24 protein-coding genes are annotated in these 23,349 nt (G+C 72.9%); 10 read left to right on the plus strand and 14 right to left on the minus strand.

Features of this window, described 5'->3' with window-relative positions:
- Positions 1-8 precede the first annotated feature (8 nt).
- Positions 9-668, minus strand: coding sequence for a thymidine kinase (locus LO762_RS13440; protein WP_230614948.1), 660 nt, complete (start codon positions 666-668; stop codon positions 9-11).
- Positions 669-782: 114 nt separating this feature from the next.
- Here LO762_RS13440 and LO762_RS13445 point away from each other — a divergent pair, with 114 nt between their 5' ends.
- Positions 783-1,541 carry a GntR family transcriptional regulator gene (locus LO762_RS13445; RefSeq protein WP_230614949.1) on the plus strand — a complete coding sequence of 253 codons (759 nt, stop codon included), beginning with the start codon at positions 783-785 and terminating at the stop codon, positions 1,539-1,541.
- 46 nt (positions 1,542-1,587) lie between these two features.
- On the opposite strand, the gene LO762_RS13450 is transcribed toward LO762_RS13445, so the two are convergent.
- Positions 1,588-1,728, minus strand: coding sequence for a hypothetical protein (locus tag LO762_RS13450; RefSeq protein ID WP_230614950.1), 141 nt, complete (start codon positions 1,726-1,728; stop codon positions 1,588-1,590).
- Positions 1,729-1,837: 109 nt separating this feature from the next.
- Here LO762_RS13450 and LO762_RS13455 point away from each other — a divergent pair, with 109 nt between their 5' ends.
- Positions 1,838-2,053: a hypothetical protein gene (locus LO762_RS13455; RefSeq protein WP_230614951.1), complete on the plus strand. Its 216-nt coding sequence runs from the start codon at positions 1,838-1,840 to the stop codon at positions 2,051-2,053.
- 10 nt (positions 2,054-2,063) lie between these two features.
- Here LO762_RS13455 and LO762_RS13460 read toward each other — a convergent pair whose 3' ends face one another.
- The 5 genes from LO762_RS13460 to LO762_RS13480 form a co-directional block, all read right to left on the minus strand.
- Positions 2,064-2,297, minus strand: a complete 234-nt coding sequence (locus LO762_RS13460) for a DUF6457 domain-containing protein (RefSeq protein ID WP_374201555.1) — start codon at positions 2,295-2,297, stop codon at positions 2,064-2,066.
- Positions 2,294-2,908 (minus strand): molybdenum cofactor guanylyltransferase, encoded by a 615-nt coding sequence (locus LO762_RS13465; RefSeq protein ID WP_230614952.1) that lies wholly within the window; start codon positions 2,906-2,908, stop codon positions 2,294-2,296. The genes LO762_RS13460 and LO762_RS13465 overlap by 4 nt, the downstream gene beginning before the upstream one ends.
- Positions 2,909-2,937: 29 nt before the next feature.
- Positions 2,938-3,933 (minus strand): GTP 3',8-cyclase MoaA, encoded by a 996-nt coding sequence (gene moaA / locus LO762_RS13470; RefSeq protein WP_230614988.1) that lies wholly within the window; start codon positions 3,931-3,933, stop codon positions 2,938-2,940.
- Between the two features lie 70 nt (positions 3,934-4,003).
- Positions 4,004-4,549 (minus strand): CGNR zinc finger domain-containing protein, encoded by a 546-nt coding sequence (locus tag LO762_RS13475; RefSeq protein ID WP_230614953.1) that lies wholly within the window; start codon positions 4,547-4,549, stop codon positions 4,004-4,006.
- A gap of 28 nt (positions 4,550-4,577) precedes the next feature.
- Entirely contained in the window at positions 4,578-5,150 is a 573-nt protein-coding gene (locus LO762_RS13480) for a hypothetical protein (protein ID WP_230614954.1), read from the minus strand.
- Between the two features lie 253 nt (positions 5,151-5,403).
- Between LO762_RS13480 and LO762_RS13485 the strand changes: the two genes are divergently transcribed.
- Positions 5,404-5,922 carry a PaaI family thioesterase gene (locus LO762_RS13485; RefSeq protein WP_230614955.1) on the plus strand — a complete coding sequence of 173 codons (519 nt, stop codon included), beginning with the start codon at positions 5,404-5,406 and terminating at the stop codon, positions 5,920-5,922.
- Positions 5,923-6,030: 108 nt separating this feature from the next.
- Positions 6,031-7,224, plus strand: a complete 1,194-nt coding sequence (locus LO762_RS13490; protein ID WP_230614956.1) for an RtcB family protein — start codon at positions 6,031-6,033, stop codon at positions 7,222-7,224.
- Here the strand turns inward: LO762_RS13490 and LO762_RS13495 are convergent.
- Together LO762_RS13495 and LO762_RS13500 are read right to left on the minus strand one after the other, a co-directional pair.
- On the minus strand, positions 7,214-9,370 hold the full coding sequence (locus LO762_RS13495) for a CehA/McbA family metallohydrolase (protein WP_230614957.1): 2,157 nt from the start codon (positions 9,368-9,370) through the stop codon (positions 7,214-7,216). The two genes, LO762_RS13490 and LO762_RS13495, sit on opposite strands and share 11 nt — an antisense overlap.
- 80 nt (positions 9,371-9,450) lie before the next feature.
- Positions 9,451-10,488 carry a GDP-mannose 4,6-dehydratase gene (locus tag LO762_RS13500; RefSeq protein ID WP_230614989.1) on the minus strand — a complete coding sequence of 346 codons (1,038 nt, stop codon included), beginning with the start codon at positions 10,486-10,488 and terminating at the stop codon, positions 9,451-9,453.
- Between the two features lie 272 nt (positions 10,489-10,760).
- Between LO762_RS13500 and folP the strand changes: the two genes are divergently transcribed.
- A complete protein-coding gene (gene folP / locus LO762_RS13505; protein ID WP_230614990.1) occupies positions 10,761-11,534 on the plus strand; it encodes a dihydropteroate synthase in 774 nt (257 codons plus the stop codon).
- 19 nt (positions 11,535-11,553) lie between these two features.
- Here the strand turns inward: folP and LO762_RS13510 are convergent, their stop codons facing one another.
- The 3 genes from LO762_RS13510 to LO762_RS13520 all read right to left on the minus strand — a co-directional run bounded on the left by LO762_RS13510 (position 11,554) and on the right by LO762_RS13520 (position 15,272).
- Positions 11,554-12,411, minus strand: a complete 858-nt coding sequence (locus LO762_RS13510; RefSeq protein ID WP_230614958.1) for a LysR family transcriptional regulator — start codon at positions 12,409-12,411, stop codon at positions 11,554-11,556.
- An 81-nt stretch (positions 12,412-12,492) separates the two neighbouring features.
- A complete protein-coding gene (locus LO762_RS13515) occupies positions 12,493-13,392 on the minus strand; it encodes an Lrp/AsnC family transcriptional regulator (protein WP_230614959.1) in 900 nt (299 codons plus the stop codon).
- 182 nt (positions 13,393-13,574) lie between these two features.
- Positions 13,575-15,272 (minus strand): AfsR/SARP family transcriptional regulator, encoded by a 1,698-nt coding sequence (locus tag LO762_RS13520; protein WP_230614960.1) that lies wholly within the window; start codon positions 15,270-15,272, stop codon positions 13,575-13,577.
- Positions 15,273-15,414: 142 nt separating this feature from the next.
- Here LO762_RS13520 and LO762_RS13525 point away from each other — a divergent pair, with 142 nt between their 5' ends.
- The 4 genes from LO762_RS13525 (at position 15,415) to LO762_RS13540 (ending at position 20,242) form a co-directional block, all read left to right on the plus strand.
- On the plus strand, positions 15,415-16,851 hold the full coding sequence (locus LO762_RS13525) for a GuaB1 family IMP dehydrogenase-related protein (protein WP_230614961.1): 1,437 nt from the start codon (positions 15,415-15,417) through the stop codon (positions 16,849-16,851).
- Positions 16,852-16,927: 76 nt separating this feature from the next.
- Positions 16,928-18,286 (plus strand): LCP family protein, encoded by a 1,359-nt coding sequence (locus LO762_RS13530; RefSeq protein WP_230614962.1) that lies wholly within the window; start codon positions 16,928-16,930, stop codon positions 18,284-18,286.
- 71 nt (positions 18,287-18,357) lie between these two features.
- Positions 18,358-19,761: an LCP family protein gene (locus tag LO762_RS13535; protein WP_230614963.1), complete on the plus strand. Its 1,404-nt coding sequence runs from the start codon at positions 18,358-18,360 to the stop codon at positions 19,759-19,761.
- Positions 19,762-19,810: 49 nt separating this feature from the next.
- On the plus strand, positions 19,811-20,242 hold the full coding sequence (locus LO762_RS13540) for a hypothetical protein (RefSeq protein ID WP_230614964.1): 432 nt from the start codon (positions 19,811-19,813) through the stop codon (positions 20,240-20,242).
- Here LO762_RS13540 and LO762_RS13545 read toward each other — a convergent pair.
- A complete protein-coding gene (locus LO762_RS13545) occupies positions 20,226-21,377 on the minus strand; it encodes an acetyl-CoA C-acetyltransferase (RefSeq protein ID WP_230614965.1) in 1,152 nt (383 codons plus the stop codon). The two genes, LO762_RS13540 and LO762_RS13545, sit on opposite strands and share 17 nt — an antisense overlap.
- Before the next feature lie 15 nt (positions 21,378-21,392).
- A complete protein-coding gene (locus LO762_RS13550) occupies positions 21,393-22,175 on the minus strand; it encodes an SDR family oxidoreductase (RefSeq protein WP_230614966.1) in 783 nt (260 codons plus the stop codon).
- Between the two features lie 92 nt (positions 22,176-22,267).
- Here LO762_RS13550 and LO762_RS13555 point away from each other — a divergent pair, with 92 nt between their 5' ends.
- The gene (locus tag LO762_RS13555) at positions 22,268-23,305 is read left to right on the plus strand and encodes an enolase C-terminal domain-like protein (RefSeq protein WP_230614967.1); all 1,038 of its coding nucleotides are present in this window, start codon (positions 22,268-22,270) and stop codon (positions 23,303-23,305) included.
- Positions 23,306-23,349 lie beyond the last annotated feature (44 nt).

Genomic DNA, 23,349 nt, shown 5'->3' on the forward strand with positions numbered 1-23,349 from the left:
CCCGCCGGTCAGCCGTCCTGGGCGCGGCCGAGGTCGCCGGAGCGGTGGTGGCGGCGGCACAGGACGCGGTAGCGGACGTCGGCGTCGTCGTCGGTGTCGGCGATGACGACCTGCTCGCCGGAGCGGACCAGCGCGCCGCCGACCGTCCGCGCGTTGAGCTGCCCGGGACGCCCGCACCAGCACAGCACCTCGACCTGGAGCCGGGACACCTCGTCGGCGAGCTCGAACAGGCGGCGCGCGGCGGGGAACAGCTCGGCCCGGAAGTCCGAGGCGAGGCCGAACGCGTAGACGTCGACGTCGAAGTCGTCCACGAGGTCGGCGAGCTGCTCGATCTGCGCGACGGTGTAGAACTGCGCCTCGTCGCAGACCACGTAGTCCAGCCGCGGCCTCATCGACCCGACCAGCGCGCGCAGGTCGCAGTCGTCGTCGACCTCGTAGGCGTCCCCGTCGAGGCCGATCCGGCTGGTGACGCGCGGCCCGCCGGAGCGGTCGTGCTTGGTGAGGACGAGCCCGCGCCTGCCCTGCCTGCGGTGGTTGTAGTTGATCTGGAGCGCGAGCGTTGACTTGCCGCAGTCCATGGGCCCGTAGAAGAACTTGAGCACCGCGTCCCGGTGGAGTCCGCTCACCCCGGCGGGCGGGACCGCTGACAATGCCGACAGATCACTCACGGGGTGTCAGTCTATGGTGAACGCCCTGTTCCCCGTACCCGGGTCCGTCTCCCGAGCCCGGGGAAACACGATCCGTCTACACTGCCCCGGACACGACTTCCGAGGAGGAGCCGCGTGCGCGAGCCGACGATCGTCGCCGACATCGCCGACACCCTGGCGGGCCGGATCGCCGCGGGGGCGTACCGGGCGGGTGAGCTGGCGCCCTCGGTCCGCCAGCTCGCCGAGGAGTTCTCGGTCAACCGGGCGACGGCGCAGCTCGTCCTGGTCCGGTTGGAGGCGGCGGGCCTGGTGCGGGCCAGGCGGGGCCGCGGCTTTGTGGTCTGCGATCTGGCGGCCGAGGGCGGCCTTGAGGTGTGCGGGCTGCTGTTCCGGCACGCGCGGCGGCTGCCCGACACCGCGTCCGCGCTGTTCACCGGCGTCCTTGAGGTCTACCACGACGTGCTGACGCGCTCGGCCCGTGTGGTCGCCGAGCGGCCGCGCGCGCACGATCCGGCCCCGGCCGTCGCGGCGCTGGCGCGGTTCGAGGAGCTGAGCGCCACGGGCGCGCCGCCTGCGGCGCTGCTGGCGGCCGAGTTCGATGTCGCCCGCGTGCTCACGCGGGCCGCCGGACGCCCGGTACGGCTCGCGCTCCTGAACTCGGCGGCCTCGATCCTCCTGGAGGTGCCGGAGGCTGCCGTGGCGCACTATCCGGCGAGCCCGCACACGCACACGCTGCTGTGGCGCACGATCATCACCGGGTGGGCGGCCGGGACGGTCCCCAGCAGGGCCGAACTCGCCCTCCTGGACGACGTCCTGGACCTGCGGCTGCGCCAGGTGGCCGACAGGTTCGCGGCGCTGGTCCGCGCGGGCGCCGGCACGGCGCGGAGCGCGTGAAGGGGGCGCGGACGCCACGTCGCGTCCACGCCCCCGCGCTGCCGGGTTACTCGTCCCGGTGGGCCGGCATGGCGACCGGTCGCTCGCTGCGCGCCTCGCGTTTCTCCTGCTTGGCGGCGCGCGTAGCCTTGAGCGCGGCCTTCTTCTGCTTACCTGAGCTCTTGGCCGGCTTCTTCCTGTCTCCCATGGTGATCCCCCGATCCGTTGGGACGCGCCCTGAAAGCTGGCGCAAGCACCACGTTGCCTCCCCCGTCCGGAAAACGACATCCACAACAGACAAAGAAAGACCCAACACGGTGAACAATCCCGAACCGGTCTGCTCGGCCAAGGGCTGCCGCGCCGCCGCGGTGTGGGCGCTGCGGTGGAACAACCCGAAGCTGCACACTCCGGACCGCCGCAAGGTCTGGACGGCGTGCGACGAGCACCGCCCGACGCTCGGGGACTTCCTCGACCGGCGCGGCTTCCTCAAGGACGTCGTGCCGCTGGACGAGCTGGCGCCCACCGACGGTTGAGGGCCGAAGGTCAACCGGCGTCGGCGGGCTTACGGGCCAGCGCCAGCTCGCTGAGCCGCCGCGCCGTCTCCTTCGGGTCGGCGCCCTGCCCGACGGCGACGCCCAGCAGGTAGGCGGTGAGCGGCGCGGCGGGCCTGGCGACGGAGTGCGCGACGTCACGGGTGAGGTCGAGCACGGTCTGGGTGTCCAGCACGTCGGGCTCGAGGCCCAGTTCGGCGCTGACGGTGGCGAGCCATTCGTTCACGTGAGCCTCTCCTCGGCGCGCGCCAGGTCGGCGGGCGTGTCGCAGTCCGTCCAGTGGTCGGCCGCGGCGACCCGGACCGGGCGCAGCGGGTGGAGCAGCCCCCGCAGGGAGGCGCCCCGGTAGCTTTCCAGAGCCGACCTGAGGGTGTCGGTGTGCCACGCCCCGGTGAGCCACTGGTCGCGGCCCTCGGCGTCCACCAGGACGGCGTTGCGGTGCGCCAGGAGGCCCGCCACGACCGGCTGGGTCAGGAACGGCAGGTCTGCCGCCAGGAGCACGACGCGGGGCGCCACGACGATCTGGAGCCCGGCGCGCAGGGCGGGCACCGGCCCGGACCCCGGCGGGTCCTCGTGTACGAACACCGCCTCCATGCCCGGCCTCACCGGGCCCACGATGATCGTCCGCGACGCGTCGGCGACGGCGTCGGCCACCCTGACGATCAACGGCCTGCCCCCGACGAGCGCCCCCGGCTTGTCGGTGCCGCCGAACCTGCGCGCCGCCCCGCCGGCGAGGATCACCGCGTCGTACGTCTCGGCGCGGCCGCGCGGCCCGCCCGCCCACGCGTCACGCCGGCCCGCCTGACGGGCGCCGTCTGTCGTCTCCCCTGCGTTCATGAGGTGGGTCCTTCCCGGATCGGGGCCGGTCAGCCGCCGATCGCCGACATCGGGCGGTCGGGCTGGAGGAACGACGGGTCGTCGATCCCGTGGCCCGCCTTCTTGCCGCGCACGGCGGCCGCCCAGCGCTCGGCGATCTCGGCGTCGTCCGCGCCGCCGCGCAGCGCCGCCCTGAGGTCGGACTCCTCGCGGGCGAAGAGGCAGTTGCGGACCTGGCCGTCGGCGGTGAGCCGGACCCTGTCGCAGGCGCCGCAGAACGGGCGGGTGACCGAGGCGATGATCCCGACCCCGCCGCGCAGCCCGCCGCCCTCGACGGCGAAGCGCTCGGCGGGCGCGCTGCCCCGGTCGGCGGACGGCAGCGGCGTCAGCGTGAACGCCTCGGCGAGCCTGGCGTGCACGTCGTCGGCGGTGACCATGGTGGCGCGCTGCCAGCCGTGCTGGGCGTCCAGCGGCATCTGTTCGATGAACCGCGCCTCGTAGCCGCGCTCCAGGCAGTACCGCAGCAGCGGGACGGCCTCGTCGTCGTTGACGCCGCGCATGAGCACAGCGTTGACCTTGACGGGTGTCAGCCCGGCGGAGGCCGCCGCTTCCAGGCCGTCCAGGACGTCCGTAAGCCGGTCGCGGTGGGCGAGCTTGCGGAAGACGTCACGGTCCAAGGTGTCGAGCGAGACGTTGACGCGGGCGAGCCCGGCGGCGCGCAGGGGGGCGGCGAGCCGGGCCAGGCCGATGCCGTTGGTGGTGAGGGACAGTTCGGGGGCCGGGTCGAGCGCGGCGGTGCGGGCGACGATGTCGACCAGGCCGCGCCGCAGCAGCGGTTCCCCGCCGGTGTAGCGGACCTCGGTGATGCCCAGGTCACGGACCCCGACACCGACGAGCCTGACCACCTCGTCGTCGGTGAGGAGTTCGGGCTTGGGCAGCCACTCCAGGCCCTCGGGAGGCATGCAGTAGGAGCAGCGGAGGTTGCACCGGTCGGTGAGGGAGACCCGCAGGTCGCTCGCCCGTCGGCCGTGTCCGTCGCGCAGCAGCACCCGATCACTCCCCTCGCACCGTCGCGAACGCCCCCAGCATAGGGCGCGGCGGCGCGGGGCCTCGCGGCTAGCCCGCCTTGCGCCGGGCCCGGTAGGCGGCGACGTGGGCGCGGTTGCCGCACGTCCTGCTGTCGCAGAAGCGGCGGCAGCGGTTGCGGGAGAGGTCGACCAGGACGCGGTCGCAGCCGTCAGCGGCGCAGGCGCGCAGCCTGTCCAGCTCGCCCGCCGCGACGACGTAGGCGAGGGCCATGCCGCACTCGACGGCGAGGTGCTCGCCTACCCGGGAACCGGGGGCGAAGAAGTGGACGTGCCAGTCGTAGCCGTCGTGGTCGGTGAGGTAGGGCGCGGTGCGCACCTCGGCGAGCAGCCCGTTGACCAGGGGCACCGCGACGGAGGCGGCGGGCGCGGCGAAGATCTCGCGGAAGCGGGCGCGCAGCCCCCTGACCGTCTCCAGGTCGGCGTCCGTCACCGGGGGCACGTCGCTGAACCTGCCGGTCTCGACGAACGCGGCGAGCGCGCCGGTGTCCGGCAGGCCCTCGGCCCCGGCGGCCGCGCTGTTCACCAGATTCACCATGACGTCGAGGGCGTGCTCGGTGTCGTGGGTGAAAATCATGGGTCGCAGTCTAGTGCGCCCGCGCCCGTCAGATCCCGTAGTGCGGATCAGCGACGACGGGATAGGCGGCGCCGTCGTGCGGGACCCGCATGACGATGGCTCCGTTGTCGAGCTCGTAGCGGGCGTGGATGGGACGGAAAAGCGCGTCGCACGCCCACGGTGTGTAGAAGCGGCCGACGGTGGCTCCGTAGCGGAGGTTCACCACGTCGAAGCCGCCCGAAGGCATCGCCTCCAGGGCGAGGCCCTCAGCGAGGCCGATGGGGAAGCGGAAGAAGGTCGGCGCCTCGGGGCCGTGCAGCACGGTGACGAACCGGACGCCCTCGGCGGTGGTCTGCGCGACGATGTCGGTGTCCACGTCGATGCCGACGAACACCCGCAGGCTCGGCCGCAGCACCGTCGCGGCCCGGTCGGGCGGGCAGTCGATGCCGACGTGGATGCGCTGGCCGCCGCCCCGGACCGGCGCCCACACGCCGTCCCGCGCCCGGTTGGCCCACTGCACCTCGGCGTTGTCGAACTCCTGCGGTTCTGCCTTGCCCCGGGCGGCCAGTACCTGGGAAGCGGCGTTCATCGCCGCCGTCGCCCCGTCGCGCGCGTGCCGCATCGGCACTGCCTCCTCGAACTGAACTCGCCTGCATCGTCCCGGTTCGCCGACCATCATCGGTCGGCGCTGCACCGGTTTATCACGTGTGTTACGGCGGCGAAGAACTTTGGACCCCATGAGCACTGATTTGCATTCGTCCGAATACGTTCGGTAATGAGAAGGGGCACGGCGGCCCCTCGCCCGACCCGCCGCCGGGACGCCTGCCGATAATGGGTCGGTCCCGCGGAAGCATCCGGGGAAGAGGGGAGTAGCCATGAGCGAGCAGAACCTTACGGACGGCGTCATCCGGGTCGCCGACCTGCCGGAGGCCGACCGTGCCTTCATCCGCGACGAGCTGCGCCGCAACACTCCCCTGCACCACCTGCTCGCGCTTGAGGTGGTGGAGATCGGGACACGGCACGCCGTGGTGTCGATGCCCGTCCGGGAAGAGGCGTTCAACAGCACGGGCAACCTGCACGGCGGCGCGCTCGCGACGCTCATCGACGTCGCCGCGGGCACGGCGGCGGCGCGCGGCAGCGGCTTCCGGCCGGGCGAGCAGAGCCTCGTCACGGCCGACCTGCACGTCCGGTACCTGGGCAGGCCGAACGGCGACACCGTCTACGCGCACGCCGAGGTGATCAAGGCGGGCCGCCAGCTCGTCATCGTGGAGTGCAGGGTGAAGGACCCCGAGGGCAGAATCGTCGCCGCCGCGGACTTCTCGATGATGATCGTGCCGCTCCGGCAGGCGCTGCGCCCGGTCCCCGACGTGCGGCCGCACGACCCGGACCTGTAGCGGGGCGCCGCCGGGAACGCGGCCCGGAAAATGGTTTGATCCACTCCCGGGATCCGGGATTTGATGGTCCTGGCGCCATCGGTTTCGGACGAAGGAAAGGAGACGGTGATGCCATTCACGACGCTTCCCGGCGGATCCGTTCCGATCCGTATGTGGGCGGATCCGGAGACCGTCGAACAGCAGGCGATCGAGCAATTGCGTAATGTCGCCGCGCTGCCGTGGGTACACGGAATGGCGGTCATGCCGGACGTCCACTACGGAAAGGGCGCCACGGTCGGCTCGGTCATCGCGATGCGCGGTGCGGTGTCCCCGGCGGCGGTCGGCGTGGACATCGGCTGCGGCATGACGGCGGTGCGCAGCTCGCTGACCGTCGCGGACCTGCCGGACGACCTCGGGCCGCTGCGCTCGAAGGTCGAGCGGGTGCTGCCGGTCGGGCGTGGGATGCACCGCAGCTCGGTGGAGCCGGACGCCGTCCCGGGGCTGAAGGAGCGCGGCTGGTACGAGTTCTGGAAGTCCTTCGACGAGCTGCACCCGTCCGTCCGCCGCGAGGTGGGCAGGGCACGCAAGCAGATGGGTTCGCTCGGCGGCGGAAACCACTTCTGGGAACTGTGCGCCGACGACGAGGGCGCGCTCTGGGTGGTGCTGCATTCCGGTTCCCGGGGAATCGGGAACCAGCTCGCGGAAGTGCACATCGAGGCGGCGCGAAACCTGCCGCACAACCAGGATCTGCCCGATCCGGACCTCGCGGTTTTCCTCACCGGAACCGCGAAGATGGCCGCTTACCGGCACGATCTGTTCTGGGCGCAGGAATACGCGCGGCGCAACCGGGCGGTGATGCTCGCGCTCACCGTGAACGCGATCACCCAGCAGTTCAGGGGCCGCCGGGTGCGCTGGGAGGAGCCGATCTCCTGCCACCACAACTACGTCGCGGAGGAGACCTACGGCGACGTGGACGTGATCGTCACCCGCAAGGGCGCGATCCGGGCGGGGCAGGGTGATCTCGGCATCATCCCGGGGTCGATGGCGACCGGCACGTACATCGTGCGCGGCCTCGGCAACGACCTGGCGTTCAACTCGGCGTCGCACGGCGCGGGCCGGAAGATGAGCAGGAACCAGGCCCGCAAGCGGTTCACCGTGGAGGACCTGGCCGAGCAGACCAAGGGTGTGGAGTGCCGTAAGGACTCCGGCGTGATCGACGAGATCCCGGGCGCCTACAAGGACCTGGAGTCGGTGATCGCGGCGCAGAGCGACCTCGTGGAGGTCGTCGCGCACCTGCGGCAGCTCGTGTGCGTCAAGGGCTGAGCCGCGCCCGGTAGACGGAGGCGGCCTCGGCCATCAGGCCCGGCAGGGCGGGGTCCGGGTGACGGCCCCGCCTCGCCACCAGGTCGGCCAGCCGCTCGATCCAGCGCAGGCACCACCGGAGGTCGTCGGGCCGGGCCACGGCCCGCCCGGCGACGTCCACGTGCACGGCGCTGGTGTGCGCGTAGGCGCCGCGCGGGTCGAGGATCGCCGGATCGGCCGGCCCCTGGGCCTCGGCGACGAGGTACGTGGGGTGGCGGACGGCGTAGTCGATCTCGGCGGTGCCGTCCCCCTCGGCGACGATCCCGTCGGCGTCGTGGATCCTGACCCTGGCTCGCGCGCCCGTCACGGTGGCCCGGACGCGCAGCCGCTGTCCGGATTCGGCGGCGACCCGCTCCCCCGGCCCGGAGGCGGGCGCTCCCGACGAAGTCGGGGTCGTCAAAGCGCCCGGCTTCGGGCCCATCGAACACGGCCCGGAGGCGGGCGCTCCCGACGAAGTCGGGGTCGTCAAAGCGCCCGGCTTCGGGCCCATCGAACACCGCCCGTGTCCGGCGACGTCGAGCGCCAGCCATGGGCCGTTCGTCGCGAAGGTCCGGCCCGCCCGGATCGCGTCCTGGTACGCGGGGACGCTGAGCGGGCCGTCCAGCCGCGCGTAGACCCTGGCCCACCCCGGAGGGTTCGAGTACGTGCCCATGCGCCCGTAGGACAGCATCACGTCCGTCCCGGCGGTCGCGGCGAGCCGGACGCCCGCGCCGAGCAGCCGCCGGTACATCCGCGCGGTGCCGGTGCAGGACAGATGGGTGAGGACGTCAAGGCCGTCCACAAGATCGAGGGCCCCGGCCACAACGAGCTCACGGGCCGCGCAGGAGTGCGTGCCCCGGCCGAACAGCGCGTCCAGCGGGTCGGGCGCGTCGCTGCCCAGCGGGTGCGCCCAGGTGACGATCCCGCCGCGCGCCCGGATCTCGGCGCACATCGTGGTGACGCAGGGCGCGTCCTCGGGGTGGTCGGACTCAGAATGCCCCGAGGCGTACCGGGACGGCTCCCCCCGCGCGCCGAAGGAGGCGACGTGCCCGAGCAGGTCGTTGCGATACTCCGCGCCCATCCGGGCCACCCTCCCGGCGGTCGACCAGGGCAGGTCCTTCCCCGGCCAGGCGCGCAGCACCTCCCGGTCGTAGACGAAGCTCGTGGTGGCGTTGGCCGCGAGCGGGTTCAGCACGTGCAGCGCCTCGCCGTGCTGCGTCCGGGCGGCGTCGGCGGGCCCGGCCACCTGGTCGCCCGCGAAGTTCAGGTGCAGGTGCAGGTCACCGCCGTACCAACCGTCGGCCGCCGGGTCCCGGACCGGACGCGGGTCGAGTTCGAGGTGCACGGTCTGCCCCGGCCCGGGGGCGGCCGCCTCGGTGGCCGTCCCGAAGTCCATGCCGCGCGCGGCCGTCACCACGAGATGCTCGGCGGGCACGTCGAGGGTGACGTCGGCGCCGTGGAAGTAGGCGCGGCCGTGGCCGTCCCACTTGCGCAGGACGCCTTCGGGGAACCAGCCACGGCCGCTCGGGCTGAGCACGTACCAACGGCACGGCTCCGGCGAACGCAACACCAGCCGTGCCTTCTGGACCTCCCGGACGGTCTGAGGCAAGGCGATCTCCTGACCGCCGACGGTCAACGGGCCGGAGCGCGCGTCCACCGTCGCCGTCAGGCACCCGCCCGCAGGAACCTCCCCCACCGGCTCGACCACCACCGGCGCGGACGCCGAAGACTCCACGAGCAACAGCAGCGGACAAGGCTCCCCGGCGAGGACGGGGTGCACGACCCCCGAGGAGGCGAACTCCGCGCCTTCGTCGGTGATCCGCAGCACGAGGAGGCCATCGGGGACGGACCCTGCGAGCGCGTCCCTGAAGGCGGCGTCCATGTCCCGCGTGGTGGCGGTGTCCACGGCGTCGTCCAGGGAGAGCCCCTCGCTCAGCCCGGCCGCGACGGGCGCGGCGAACAGCGCGGCGTGCGGGACGAACCGCAGGTAGGGGACGAGCGGCCCGTAGGCCGACCGCGTGGACTCCGTCCAGTTGGCGCCGTGCCGCGCGACCGTCTCCCGGTAGGCGTCCAGCGCCGCCTCGACGGGCGGAGGCAGGCAGCCGCAGAGCTCACCGTGATCACCCATGGTTTCACGGTGACGGACGTCACCACCGGGTCACAAGGCGGTTGGCCGCTGCGGGCCAGCCCGCCGCCACGGGCGGGCCCCTACCAGTGGTCGGGGCTGAACGGCTCCTCGTCCGGCCTGCCGGACGACGACAGCAGCTCCAGGTCCGATTCGACCATCATCGCGACGAGTTCCTCAAAGGACACCTCGGGCTCCCACCCGAGCTGCTCCCGCGCCTTCTTGGGGTCGGCGCACAGGAGGTCCACCTCGGCGGGCCGCGTGTACCTGTCGTCAAGGACGACGTACTGCTCCCAGTCGAGCCCGACGGTGCCGAAGGCGAGTTCCACAAGGTCGCGGACGGACCGTGTGACGCCCGTGCCGATCACGTAGTCCTCGGGGACCTCCTGCGCGAGCATCATCCGCATCGCCTTGGCGTAGTCCCCGGCGAAGCCCCAGTCGCGGCGGGCCTCCAGGTTGCCCAGGCGCAGCTCGCTCGCCAGGCCCAGCTTGATCCGCGCCGCCCCCAGGCTGATCTTGCGGGTGACGAACTCGGCGCCGCGCCGCGGCGACTCGTGGTTGAACAGGATGCCGCTGACCGCGAACATCCCGTAGGACTCGCGGTAGTTCTGCGTGATGAAGTGCCCGTAGGTCTTGGCGACGCCGTAGGGGCTGCGCGGGTGGAACGGGGTCAGCTCGCTCTGCGGCGTCTCCCTGACCTGCCCGAACATCTCCGAGGACGACGCCTGGTAGAAGCGGATCTGCGCGGCCGGCTCGGTGGTGCGCGAGGAGCTGATGCCGCTGACGATCCGGATCGCCTCCAGCACGCGCAGCGGCCCCATGCCGGTGATCTCCGCGGTCAGCTCGGCCTGCTGCCACGACATCGGCACGTAGGAGATCGCGCCGAGGTTGTACACCTCGTCGGGCTGGACCCGCTCCACCGCCGAGATCAGCGACCCCTGGTCGAGCAGGTCGCCCGTGGTGATCCGCACGTCGCAGATGTGCTTGCGCAGCCGCGCCACGTGGGGGTTGGCCTGGCCGCGGACGAGACCCCAGACCTCGTACCCCTGCGCGAGCAGGTGCTCGGCGAGGTAGGACCCGTCCTGGCCGGTGATGCCGGTGATGAGCGCTCGCCTGGTCAGCGGAACCCCCCTCTGCTGTGCCCTGGGGCACGTGACCAACGTGGACAAACACATAAATATGTGTGAAAGAAGAGGTTATCTACCTCTGTGTCCATCTGAGTAGTCCGGGACCCGGTGAACCCGAACCCGGTTCACCTCCGCGGGCCCCGGAACGCCGGAACAGGCCGGGGGCGGGCCGGACTTAGGATGGCCCACCGGGCGGCCGATCGCCCCGGGGAGGGGAGACCGTGACACTGCGGCTGGGCGGACGGACCCTGGACGGCCCCACGGTGATGGCCGTGGTGAACCGCACCCCCGACTCGTTCTACGACAAAGGCGCCACGTTCGGCTTCGACGCCGCGATGGCGGCGGTCGACCGCGCGGTCGCCGAGGGCGCCGACGTGATCGACATCGGCGGCGTCAAGGCGGGCCCCGGCGACGAGGTGGACGTCAAGGAGGAGCTGCGCAGGGTCGTCGACACCGTCGCGGCCGTCCGGGCGCGCCACCCCGGCATCGTGATCAGCGTGGACACCTGGCGGGCCGAGGTCGGCGACGCCGTCGCGCGCGCGGGCGCCGACCTCCTGAACGACACGTGGGGCGGCCCCGACCCCGAACTGGCCTCGGTGGCCGCCGAGCACGGCCTCGGGCTCGTCTGCGCCCACGCCGGACGCCAGCGCCCCCGCACCCGCCCCCACCGGGTCGCCTACGACGACGTAGTGGCCGACGTCATAGCCCACGTGACGGCCGAGGCGGAGCGGGCGGTCTCCCTGGGGGTCCGCCCGGACGGCGTCCTCATCGACCCCGCCCACGACTTCGGCAAGAACACCCGCCAGTCCCTGGAGATCAGCAGACGGCTCAACGAGCTGGTGGCCACCGGGTGGCCGGTTCTGGTCGCGGTGTCGAACAAGGACTTCATCGGGGAGACGCTGGGCCGTCCGGTGGACAAGCGGGGCGTCGGGACGATGGCCGTCCTGGGGGTCTCGGCGTGGCTCGGCGCCCGGATGTTCCGGGTCCACGACGTGGCCGGAGCGCGCGGCGCCCTCGACCACGTCGCCGCGCTCGGCTAGCGCGGAGGCCCGGGGGGGTTCAGCCGCCGTGCTCCTTGGCGTACGCCAGGAACTCCCGCGCCACCTGCGGGAGGGGACGGTGCGCGTGGACCAGCCCGATGGTCCGTGTCAGCGGGGGCATGAGGGAGCGGACGACAAGGCCGTCGGTGTCCTCGATCTGGTTCCGGTACCACAGCAGGGAGCCCCGGCCCGCGCGCACCCACCCCGGCCACGCGCTCCGCTCGTCCGACTCCACCGCGACGACGACGCTCGCCCCGATCGTGGCGAGCATCGCGTCGAGTTCGGCCCGGCGCGCGGTGCCGCGCGTCGGGACGATGAGCCGCAGCCCCTCCATGGCCGCGGGTGACACCGGGTCGCGCATCCGCAGGGTCGGCGGGGAGACGAGCACGACCTCCCGCTGGTCGAACGGGTGGGCGGCGAGGTCGCCCGGCACCGGCAGGTCGGTGACGGCGAGGTCGGCGCGGCCGGACCTGACGGCCGCGCCCACGGCCTCCCGCCCGTCGCAGCGGACCACCCGCACCTTCACCGCGGGCTGGTCCCGCGCGAAGGCGGGCAGGAGCCGAGCGGTCAACTCGGGTTCCAGCGTCGGCGTCGCGGCGATCCGCAGCTCCGACCCCCTGCCCTGCCCGCGCGTCACCGCCTCGATGGCGTCGACCGCCTCCAGCGCGATCCGCGCCTGGCGGACCACCTGCTCCCCCGCGGCGGTCAGCACCACCCCCCGTCCGGACCTGGCGAACAGCTCTATCCCCAGTTCGCGCTCCAACTCCCGCACGGCCCGGGAGAGAGCTGGTTGAGCGACGTAAAGCGCCTGTGCCGCCGACGTCATGGTGCCGTGGTCGGCGGTGGCCACGACGTAGCGCAGCTGCCGCAGATTCATGCCAACGACGGTATGGCACCCGCGCCCGCCGGTCCCGTACATGACGGAAAGCCACCGGTTGTAACTAGTTACGCCAAGGACTTACAGCCGGTCGGGGAGGTCCGCCGCGTACGACTCCTTGACGACCTCCAGGACCTGCCAGGAGTCCAGTTCGCGGACCTGGGTGAGCGAGCGGACCGCGTCCAGCACGTCGCCCAGGCCCGCCGCCGATCCCGCCTCTGCCCGGCCGACGAGATCGAACCTTCCGAAGCCCGCCGACAGATACCGCACGCCCTCCAGCGCGGCGATCTCCTTGGCGGCCTTGCGGACCGAGCCCCCGACGACCACACCGAACGCGGCGAGCTCCTGGCTGCCCAGGGAGGCCGGATCGGCGAGGCCGGTCACCTGGATGACGCCGGAGCGCATCAGGCGCACCACGCGCGCTCTGGTGGCCGCCTGGGACAGCCCGATGATCCCGGCGAGCCTGGTGTAGGGGGCGCGGCCGTCGCGCTGCAGCTCCTGCAGCAGCCGCCAGTCGATGTCGTCGAGCGCGACCTCGCCGAGGCCGCGCACCACCGAGTGCGCGTCCTTGACGACCTCCGCGGTGCGGAAGACCTCGACGGCCGCCACCCCCGGGAGCTGTCTGATCTCGTCGACGGCTTCGGCGAGCGAGGCGTCGTCGCGGGCTCTGGCTTCGGCGAGCACGGGTCTGGGGCCGGTGGTGAGCCCCGCGAAGCACACGGCGGGATGGGCGGCGACCTCACGGGCCGTCTCTCGGGCGGGCCCGGCGCTGGTCACGGCGAGATGGCCCACGGCGCTCGCCCCGATCACCTGGGCGTGCACGATGCCGACGACACGGACGACGCCGTGTTCGAGCAGGCTCTGCACCCGGGCCCTGACGGCCGTGCGGGAGAGCCCGACGCGGTCGGCGAGTGCCTGGAACGTCGCCCGGCCGTCCCGCTGGAGCTCGCGGACCAGCACGGAGTCCACTGCGTCCAGCAAGGGGAGTCCTCCTGTCGATGGTGGGGTTCGCAAGATCCTTACATTTTCCAGCCGGTAGTGGGAAATTTTGATCTTGCTCGTGTTTGCCCCGTTCCAGCGCACAGAAACCGGCTATGTCGCCGCTTCCCGAGCTCGAAAAAACGGTGGCGGTCCCGTTCCGCACTACGGAAAAGCACCTGTGATCAGCCCCATTCCTCGGTGGCGTTTCCCACTTCTGGCCTCAAGGTGAGTTCGCGGGCGAAACAACGGACGAGTCCAGGCGGTCGGAAGCCGACATGACCGGACGGACCGGGCACCGGTTCCAGCAGCCTCGCGTCCACGAGTTCCTCCAGCCCCTCGACCTCTTCGGCGTGCTCCCGGTCGAACGAACCGTCGGCGAGACGGGCGAAGACCCGCCGCGCCGGGGCCGAGAGCCGGGCGTGTGTGGCGGCCAGTCCCGGCCGCACGTCGAGGTCGCCGTGCGCGAGTTCGGCGAGCCTGCCGTCCTCGTCGCCCAGGCGGCGTTCCAGATCGGCGAGCCGCCAGTGCGGCTTGCCCGCCAGCCGCGCCGCCGCGGCCCGCACCGCGAGCGGCAGCCGGTCGCACAGGTCGACGATCCGGGCGGCGGCCTCCGGTTCGGCGGCCACCCGCGCCGGGCCCGCGATCCGCGCCAGCAGCGCCAGCGCGTCGGCGGCGGGCAGCGGGTCGAGTTCCACGTGGACGGCGCCGGGCAGCGCCGTCAGGCGGGCCCGGCCCGTCACCAGGACGGCCGGGCCGTCGCCGCCGGGCAGCAGCGGCAGCACCTGGCGCTCGCCGCCCGCGTCGTTGAGCACGATGAGCAGCCTCCGCCCGTGCGTCCTGGCCCGGTACAGCTCGGCCCGCTCGGCCCTGCCCTCGGGCGGCTGGTGCACGCCCAGCATCCGCAGCAGCCTGCCGAGCACCTCGGTCGGGTCGGCGGTGAAGTGCAGGTCGGCGTACAGGCGGCCGTCGGGGAACCGGGCGCGCATCCGGTGCGCGGCGTGCACCGCGAGAGCCGTCGCGCCCGCTCCCGGCCTGCCGCTGACCGCGACGATGGGCAGGCCCGTGCCCTGCGCGAGCGCGCCCGCCACCTGGGCGACCTCGGCCTCGCGGCCGGTGAAGTCCGCCGGGTCGTGCGGGAGCGTCGTCTCGGCGTCGAACGGGCCCGTCAGCACGTTCAGGTGGGTGCGCCGCAGCTCCGCGCCCGGCTCCAGGCCCAGCTCGGCGACCAGGACGCGGCGGACCCGCCCGTAGACCTCCAGCGCCTCCGGGCGGCGGCCCGCGCGGGCCAGCGCCACCATGAGCTGCGCGTGGAACCGCTCGCGCAGCGGATGGCCGGCGCACAGCCGCGTCAGCTCGGGCACCAGCTCGGCCGCCGCGCCGCGCGCGAGATCCGCCCTGATGCGCTCCTCCAGCGCGAGGAGGCGCTGTTCCTCCAGCAGCGCCGCCTCCGCGTGCAGGCCGGGCACGCCCGCGAGCGCGGGGCCCGTCCAGCCGCCGAGCGCCTCGCGCAGCAGCGCGGCGGCCCGCTCGTCGTCGCCCGCCCTGCGCGCGCGGCGGGCCTGCGCGACCCGCGCGGCGAACCCGAGCGCGTCGACGGCCTCGACGTCGAGGCGCAGCAGGTAGCCGGGCGGCCGCGTCTCCAGCAGGCCGCGGGCCGGGCCGAGCGCGCGGCGCAGCGCCGACACACACCCGTGGATCTGGGTCGTCGACGTCGCCGGGGGTTCGCCCGGCCACACCGCGCCGACCAGCCGTTCCACGCTCACCGGCCGGCCCGCCTCCAGCGCGAGCGCGGCCAGCACGGCGCGCGCCCGTGGCCCGACCGGCACGGCGCCGCGCTCCCCGTCGCGTAGCTCCACGGGGCCCAGGAGCCTGACCTGCATCGGTGCGCTCTCCTCCCCGCCACGGCCCTGTAAGAAAACTTCAATGATCTAACAAAGGATGTCAAGAGCTTCCGTAGGAATTTCCCGTGGACCCCGGTGGGTAGAAAGCGTGCGGAGTTGTCCCCGGACGATTGGCGCCACCTTGCGGCTGCTCAACGCTGAGCGCATCGCTCACGAACTCACCTACAACGACGTCTTCATGGTTCCGTCGCGGTCGTCGGTCGGGTCGCGGCTCGCCGTCGATCTGACGGCGACCGACGGCAGCGGGACCACGATTCCGCTGGTCGTCGCGAACATGACCGCCGTCTCCGGCCGCCGGATGGCCGAGACCGTCGCGCGGCGGGGCGCGCTGGCGGTGATCCCGCAGGACATCCCGGTGGAGGTGGTGGCGGAAGTCATCTCCTGGGTCAAAATGCGGTCGCTGGTGTTCGACACGCCGATCACGCTCGGGCCCGGCGACACCGTCGGGGAGGCGATGAGCCTGCTGCCCAAACGGGCGCACAACGCGGTCATCGTGGTGGAGGAGGGCAAACCGGTCGGGATCGTCACCGAGGCCGACTGCCAGGGCGTCGACAGGTTCGCCCAGCTCCGCGACGTGATGTCCCGCGACCTCGTGACGCTGCCCGACACCGTGCTCGCGCAGGAAGCCTTCGAGGTGCTCCACACGCGCGGCCACCGGATCGCCCCGGTGGTGGACCCCCAGGGGCTCCTGGTCGGGGTCCTCACCCGGACCGGAGCCCTGCGCGCGACGCTCTACAGTCCCGCCGTGGACACTGAAGGCAGACTCCGGATCGGCGCCGCCGTGGGCGTCAACGGGGACGTCGCGGGCAAGGCCAAGGCCCTCCTGGAGGCCGGTGCCGATCTGCTCGTCGTGGACACCGCGCACGGCCACCAGGAGAAGATGATCAGCGCGTTGGAGGCGGTGCGGGGGCTCGATCCCGCTGTCCCGGTCGTGGCGGGCAACGTCGTCACCGCCGAAGGGGTCCGTGACCTCGTCGAGGCGGGGGCCGACATCATCAAGGTCGGCGTAGGCCCCGGCGCGATGTGCACCACGCGGATGATGACCGGTGTCGGCCGCCCCCAGTTCTCCGCGGTGCTGGAGTGCGCCGCCGAGGCGCGGCGGCTCGGCAGGCACATCTGGGCCGACGGCGGCGTGCGGCACCCGCGCGACGTCGCCCTCGCCCTCGCGGCCGGCGCCTCCAACGTCATGGTCGGGTCATGGTTCGCGGGCACCTACGAGTCACCCGGGGACATGCAGAAGGACGCCGGCGGACGCCTGTACAAGGAGAGCTTCGGGATGGCGTCCGCGCGGGCCGTCCGGCTACGCACCGCGGAAGACACGCCGTTCGAGCGCGCGCGCAAGGCGCTGTTCGAGGAGGGCATCTCCACGTCCAAGATGTACCTCGACCCGCGCAGGCCCGGCGTGGAGGACCTCATCGACGCGATCGTCGCGGGCGTCCGCAGCTCCTTCACCTACGCGGGCGCCGCCAGCATCGAGGAGTTCCACGCGCGCGCCGTCATCGGCGTCCAGGGGGCCGCGGGGTACGCCGAGGGGATGCCACTGTCCACGAGCTGGTGACGGCACGGTGATGACCGGGCCATCCCCCCGCCGCGCGGCGTGATCTTGATGGCGCCTCCCATGATCATGAACCGTCATGGAGAACCACATGATCGGGGCGGCGCCCACGTTCCGCGCGGCGCGGCCGCCGCTGGGCGCGTCCGGTCTCGGCCCCGCCCTCCTGGTCACCGCGGTCTCGGCGCTCGTCCCCGGCCTCGCCCACCTACGCGCGGGCCGGGTCGCCGCGGGACGGCGCCTGCTCGTCGGCTCGGCGGTCGGCGGCGTCCTGGTCTGCCTGACGGCCTCGGTGGCGGGCCCCTCCCTCGCCGAGGCCGCCGTCAGCCCCTCCTGGCTCACCGTGATCGTCTCCGGGGCCGTCCTGGCGGCCGTGGCCTGGATGTGGCTCGTCATCGCCTCCTACGCCGTCGTCCGGCCCGTCGCGCCCGCCCCCGTGGTGCGGCTCCTCGGGGCCGCCTGCGTGGGCCTGCTGTGCGCCCTCGTCTCCGCCCCTCCCCTGGCCGTCGCGCACTACGGCGACGTGCAGCGCGACATGATCGAGGGCGTCTTCCCCGACGGGCAGGGCCCCGCGCCCGCCCCCGCGCCGGAGGACGGCGCCTGGAAGGGCCCGCGCCGCCTGAACGTGCTCCTCCTGGGCGGCGACGCCGACGTGGGCCGGACCGGCGTGCGGACCGACAGCGTCACCGTCGCGAGCGTCGACACCCGCGACGGCTCCACGATCCTCCTGAGCCTCCCCCGCAACCTCCAGAAGGTCCCCGTGTGGAACGGCGGCGGCAGGGTCGCCTATCCCCGCAAGGAGCTTCTCAACGCCGTCTACGAGTACGGCCGGGCGCACCCGGAGCTGACCGGAGGCCGCAGGCCCGGAGCCGAACTGCTCAAACGGACCGTCTCGCACGTGCTCGGCGTCCCCGTCCACCACTACGTGCTGATCGACATGCGCTCCTTCCGGCGCCTCGTCGACGCGCTGGGCGGGCTGCGCGTCTGCGTCCCCAAGCCCGTCCCGGTGCCTCGCAGGCAGGTGCCCGCAGGGGTGATCCGCGAAGGGTGCCGCACCCTCTCCGGCCGCGAGGCGCTCTGGTACGGGCGGTCCCGCACGGGCAGCAGCGACTACGCGCGCATGGAGCGCCAGAAGTGCCTCCTGTGGGAGCTGTCCCGCCAGGCGACGCCCATGAAGGCCCTGCGCGGCTTCAGGAAGCTCGCTGAGACGTTCCGGGAGTCCGTCCACACCGATCTTCCGCGCCGCACCCTCCCGGGCCTCGTCGGGCTCGCTGGACGCGTCCGGGAGGCGCCCGTCCTCAGCGTCCAGTTCACGCCGCCGCTGATCACGCCGGGCGACCCCGACTACCGGCTGATCCGCAGGACCACCGCGCGCCTCCTGCGCGCCGACGGTCGCGGGAAGGTCAGCGCGGGACATGATTTGGGCAGGACCTGCGCCTGAACGCGATGGAGCCGGACCGGCGGGGCATACCTCCCCTCAGAGTCCATGGGGCCGAGAACGGGGGAGGGTCCATGCGGCATGGGCAGGGCAGGCAGCTGGCTCGCGCGTTCGCGCTGACGCTCGCATCGGCCCTGTTCTGGGGGGTTGCCCATCTGACGTCGGGCCGCAAACTCGTCGGCGCCTCCCTCGCCGCCGCCTACACCTCGGTGTTCGCCGGGATCGGCCTCGCCGTCACCCGCTTCCGCGGCCACCTCGCCGAACTCGCCGTCCAGCCCGACTGGCTCACCCTCATGATGATCGCCTGCGTCGGCCTGGCCGTCGGCTGGGCCGTCGTCATCGCCTCGTCGTGGAAGCTCGTCAGGCCCGTCGAACTCGGCGCCCCCGCCCGGATCCTGGGCGTCGGCGCCGTCACGGGCCTGTGCCTGGTGATCGCCGCGCCGTTCGCTTTCGCCGCGCACAGCACCCTCGTCGCCCGCGACACCCTCGTCACGATCTTCGGCGAGCACGACCCGGCGGGCGCCAAGATCCTCGCGGGCAAAAAACGCCTCAACGTGCTGCTCCTGGGCGGCGACTCCGGCCACAACCGCTTCGGCTTGCGCACCGACAGCGTCACCCTGGCCAGCGTCGACACCAGGACCGGCGACACCGTGCTGCTCGGCCTGCCGCGCAACCTGGAGCGGGTGCCGCTGCCCGAGGGCCCCGCCCGCCAGCGGTTCCCACACGGCTTCACCGGCGACGGCGCCCTCACCCCCGGCCTGCTCAACGAGGTCTACCAGTACGCCGAGGAACACCCCGAGATCGTCCCCGGCGTCCCGAACGGCAAGCGCGGCCCGACACTCCTGAAGAAGACGGTCTCCGGCATCCTGGGCGTGCCCGTGGACTACCACGTCCTCGTGGACATGAGGGGCTTCGCCCAACTCGTGGACGCGATGGGCGGCGTCTGGATGCGCATCCCTGAGGAGATCACCTACGGTCGCCACAACGAGGGCCGTCTCGCCGCCGGACACCGCAAGCTCTCCGGCAGCGAAGCCCTCTGGTACGGCAGGTCGCGCACCTACAGCAGCGACTACGTCCGGATGTCACGGCAGAAGTGCCTGATCCGGGCGATCGCCCGGCAGGCCGACCCGGCCAAGGTCCTCACCCGCTTCCAACAGCTCGCCACCGCCGCCAAGCACACGATCTCCACCGACGTGCCGCAGCGGCTGCTTCCCGCGCTGCTCAAGCTGTCCGGCAGGGTGAAGGACAAGGGCGACATCACCAGCCTCCAGTTCACCCCGCCGCTCATCGACACCGGCAACCCCGACTGGGCCAGGATCCGCACACTGTCCGCCAAGGCGATCCGCACACCCCACGCGCACGCCGCCAAGGCGTCCGCCGCCGGACAGTCCGCCCCCGTGGTGCCCGCCGACGAGACGGCACAGCAGGCCCACCCGGAAGGCGCGGCCGCGTCCCTGGACGCCTCCTGCCCGTCCTGACGCCGCCGTTCCGCTGGACGCCGCCGTGACGCGGCGGGACACTTGATCCATGCGCGCGCGGTACCGGCTCCGTCAGGCGGTCAACGTGGTGAACCTCTCCACGCCGCTCGGCCTCCTCCTCGCCTACACGGCGGGACGCGGGATCGTCCGGCGCGGCCCGGACGGGCTCCTCCTGGCCGACGGCTACCGCCCGCCCGTCCCGGTCGCACCCGTGTTCACGATGGGCAACGTCGTGCTCTTCCGCGACGTGCGGGAACTGGAAGGCAGGCCGCGGCTCCTCGCCCACGAAGGCAGGCACGCCACCCAGTACGCCTGGTGCCTCGGCCTCCCGATGCTGCTCCCCTACTTCGCGTGCGTCCTGGTCTCCCTGGCCCTGTGCGGCGACCACGCGTCCTACAACCCGTTCGAGCGCCGCGCGGGCCTCGCCGACGGCGGCTACCGTCAGCGGGCCCTCAGACGGCCGTTCAGAGCCGCTCGATGATGGTCACGTTGGCCTGGCCGCCGCCCTCGCACATCGTCTGGAGGCCGTAGCGGCCGCGCGTCCGCTCCAACTCGCCCAGCAGCGACGTCATGAGCCGCGCGCCGGTCGCGCCCAGCGGGTGGCCGAGCGCGATCGCGCCGCCGTTCGGGTTGGTCCGCGCCGGGTCGTAGCCGGTGTCCTTCAACCACGCCAGGACGACCGACGCGAACGCCTCGTTGATCTCCACCGCGTCGATCTCGTCCAGCTTCATGCCCGCCTTCCTCAGCGCGTGGTACGTCGCCGGGATGGGCGCGCTCAGCATCCGGACCGGATCCTCCCCGCGCACACTCAGGTGGTGGATGCGCGCGCGCGGCGTCAGCCCGTGCTCCCGGACCGCCTTCTCCGAGGCGATCAGAAGCGCCGCGGAGCCGTCCGAGATCTGCGAGGCCAGGGCGGCGGTCAGCCTTCCGCCGTCCACGAGCGTCTTCAGGCCGCGCATCTTCTCCAGCGTCGTGTCACGGCGCGGACCCTCGTCGTGCTCCACACCGGCCAGCGGCGCGATCTCCTTGGCGAACCTGCCTTCGTCGATCGCCCTGATCGCCCGCTGGTGTGAGGTGAAGGCGAACTCCTCCATCGCCTCCCGGGTGATCCCCCACTGCTCGGCGATCATCTCGGCGCCCCTGAACTGGGACACCTCCTGGTCGCCGTAGCGGGCCTCCCACCCCTTGGAACCCGCGAACGGCCCCGCGAAGCCCAGTTGGACGCCCGCGATCATCGCGTAGGCGATGGGGATCTTCGACATGTTCTGGACGCCGCCCGCCACCACGAGGTCCTGCGTCCCCGAGAGCACGCCCTGGGCCGCGAAGTGCACCGCCTGCTGGGACGACCCGCACTGGCGGTCCACCGTCGTGCCGGGCACCTCCTCGGGCAGCCCCGCCGCCAGCCACGCCGTCCTGGCGATGTCCCCGGCCTGGGGCCCGACGGTGTCCACACAGCCGAACACAACGTCGTCCACGGCCGCGGGGTCGATGCCCGTCCGGTCGACCAGCGCCCTGATCGCGTGCGCGCCCAGATCCGCCGGGTGCACCTCGGCGAGCCCGCCGCCGCGCCGTCCGACGGGACTGCGGACCGCGTCGACGATGTACGCCTCTGCCATGCTGCTTCTCCTCGCTCAGGGGTGTCGGCTGCTGACCGAGACGACCTCGCCCGTCATGTAGGACGAGTACTCGCCGGCCAGAAAGATGATCACGTTGGCGATCTCCCAGGGCTCGGCATACCTGCCGAACGCCTCACGTGAGGTGAGCTCCGCGAGCAGTTCCTCGCTCGTCACCTTCACCAGATGCGGATGCATCGCCAACGACGGGGACACGGCATTGATCCGGACCCCGAACTCGGCGGCCTCCAGCGCCGCGCACCGCGTCAGGGCCATCACCCCGGCCTTGGCCGCCGCGTAGTGGCTCTGCCCCTCCTGCGCCCGCCAGCCGATCACTGACGCGTTGTTGACGATCGCGCCCCCACGGCCCTGCTCCCGCATCCTGCGCAGCGCCGCCCTGGTGCACCGCATCGTGCCGTTCAGGGTGATGTCCAGGACGCGGTGCCAGACGCCGTCGTCCATGTCCACGAGCCTGTCGGTGCCGCCCAGTCCCGCGTTGTTCACCGCCACGTCGATCCCGCCGAACACCGCGGCGGCGTGCGCGTAGAGCGCCTGGACCTGCGCCTCGTCGGTGACGTCGCAGGGGATCGCGGTGACGCGGTCGGCGCCGAACTCCTTGGCCAACTCCGCCGCCGACTGGGTGAGCCGCCGCTCGTGCGCGTCCGAGAGCGCCACCAGGGCGCCCTCCTCCAGGCAGCGCCGTGCGGTGGCGCCGCCGATCCCCGCGCCGGCTGCGGCGGTGATGACGACGACCTTGCCTTCGAGCAGGCCGCGCGGGGCCGGGTACCGGGGAACCGTCATACCGAGCACCATACCAAGCACTTGCTTGGTTCACGAGGGGCGGGGGGCGCCGTGAGATCATGGACGGGACACCGCAGTCGAGAGGGGTGACCGTGCCGCTGATCCGGGAGTTCCGGGCCTTCCGCGTCGCCCTGCACCGAGGGCGGCGCCCCGAAAGCGTCCTCGTCCGGCTCACCGCCGACGACGGCACCGTCGGCTGGGGCGAATGCGCCCTCCTCGACGACCAGACCTGGCGCGACCTGCGCGACCGGATAGGCCCCGCGCTCCCCCGCCTCGACTGGGACCACCCCGACGAACTCGGCGGCCTGCGCGCCCTCGGCGGGCCGCGCGCCGTCGCCGCCGTCGAGATCGCCGCCTGGGACCTCTGGGGCCGCCTGCACGGCGTGCCCGTCGCGCACGCGCTCGGCGGCACCCGCACGTCCGTCGTCACCGGGGCGCGCATCCCCTGCCAGCCGACCGCCGAGATCCTGCCGTCCCTCGTCAACCGGTACATCGGCGGCGGATTCACCAGGATCACCCTTGAGGTTCAGCCCGGCTGGGATCTCGAACCGCTGCGCACCGTCCGTGGCGCCTACCCCGCGCTCGCCCTCCAGGTCGACGGCGGCTGCTCCTACACCGGCTCCGTCGAACATATGACGGCCCTGGAGGCGCTCGACGCCTACGACCTCGTCGCGATCGAGCGGCCCTTCGCCGAGCTCGCGCCGCACGCCGACCTGCAACGGTCCGTCCGGGCCGCCGTCGCACCCGACGTCACCGACCTGGACACGCTGCGGGCCGCCATCGAGACGGACGCCGGCCGGGCCCTCAGCCTCCGGGTCGGCACCCTCGGCGGGCTCACCCCGGCCCGCGCCGCCCACGACCTCGCGTACGCCTCCGGGTGGGACATCTGGTGCGGCGGCTCCGGCGTGTTCGGCATCGGCAAGGCGGCGTCCGTCGCGCTCGCCAGCCTGCCCGGCTGCACCCTGCCCAGCGACATCACCGAGTTCGTCGGCGGCCCCGAATACCTCGAACCCCCACTCCGCGCCACCGGCGGCGTCGTCGCCGTCCCCCTCTCCCACCCCGGCCTCGGCCACGAGATCAACGGCGACCGCCTCACCCGCCTCGCCACCGACACCCTCACCATGCACTGACCCGCCCGGCCCCACCTTCTGACGGCCCGTGCCGTCCCTTCCCG

The organism is Actinocorallia sp. API 0066 (assembly GCF_020991275.1).
In the GTDB taxonomy this organism is placed as follows: Bacteria; Actinomycetota; Actinomycetes; order Streptosporangiales; family Streptosporangiaceae; genus Actinocorallia.

Bases quoted from the DNA above. Each gene is read 5' to 3' on its own strand.
- LO762_RS13450 (WP_230614950.1), bottom strand. From the start codon at position 1,728: ATGGGAGACAGGAAGAAGCCGGCCAAGAGCTCAGGTAAGCAGAAGAAG.
- LO762_RS13465 (WP_230614952.1), bottom strand. From the start codon at position 2,908: ATGAACGCAGGGGAGACGACAGACGGCGCCCGTCAGGCGGGCCGGCGT.
- LO762_RS13475 (WP_230614953.1), bottom strand. From the start codon at position 4,549: ATGATTTTCACCCACGACACCGAGCACGCCCTCGACGTCATGGTGAAT.
- LO762_RS13480 (WP_230614954.1), bottom strand. From the start codon at position 5,150: ATGCGGCACGCGCGCGACGGGGCGACGGCGGCGATGAACGCCGCTTCC.
- LO762_RS13485 (WP_230614955.1), top strand. From the start codon at position 5,404: ATGAGCGAGCAGAACCTTACGGACGGCGTCATCCGGGTCGCCGACCTG.
- LO762_RS13490 (WP_230614956.1), top strand. From the start codon at position 6,031: ATGCCATTCACGACGCTTCCCGGCGGATCCGTTCCGATCCGTATGTGG.
- LO762_RS13495 (WP_230614957.1), bottom strand. From the start codon at position 9,370: ATGGGTGATCACGGTGAGCTCTGCGGCTGCCTGCCTCCGCCCGTCGAG.
- folP (WP_230614990.1), top strand. From the start codon at position 10,761: ATGGCCGTGGTGAACCGCACCCCCGACTCGTTCTACGACAAAGGCGCC.
- LO762_RS13510 (WP_230614958.1), bottom strand. From the start codon at position 12,411: ATGAATCTGCGGCAGCTGCGCTACGTCGTGGCCACCGCCGACCACGGC.
- LO762_RS13520 (WP_230614960.1), bottom strand. From the start codon at position 15,272: ATGCAGGTCAGGCTCCTGGGCCCCGTGGAGCTACGCGACGGGGAGCGC.
- LO762_RS13530 (WP_230614962.1), top strand. From the start codon at position 16,928: ATGGAGAACCACATGATCGGGGCGGCGCCCACGTTCCGCGCGGCGCGG.
- LO762_RS13535 (WP_230614963.1), top strand. From the start codon at position 18,358: ATGCGGCATGGGCAGGGCAGGCAGCTGGCTCGCGCGTTCGCGCTGACG.
- LO762_RS13540 (WP_230614964.1), top strand. From the start codon at position 19,811: ATGCGCGCGCGGTACCGGCTCCGTCAGGCGGTCAACGTGGTGAACCTC.
- LO762_RS13545 (WP_230614965.1), bottom strand. From the start codon at position 21,377: ATGGCAGAGGCGTACATCGTCGACGCGGTCCGCAGTCCCGTCGGACGG.
- LO762_RS13550 (WP_230614966.1), bottom strand. From the start codon at position 22,175: ATGACGGTTCCCCGGTACCCGGCCCCGCGCGGCCTGCTCGAAGGCAAG.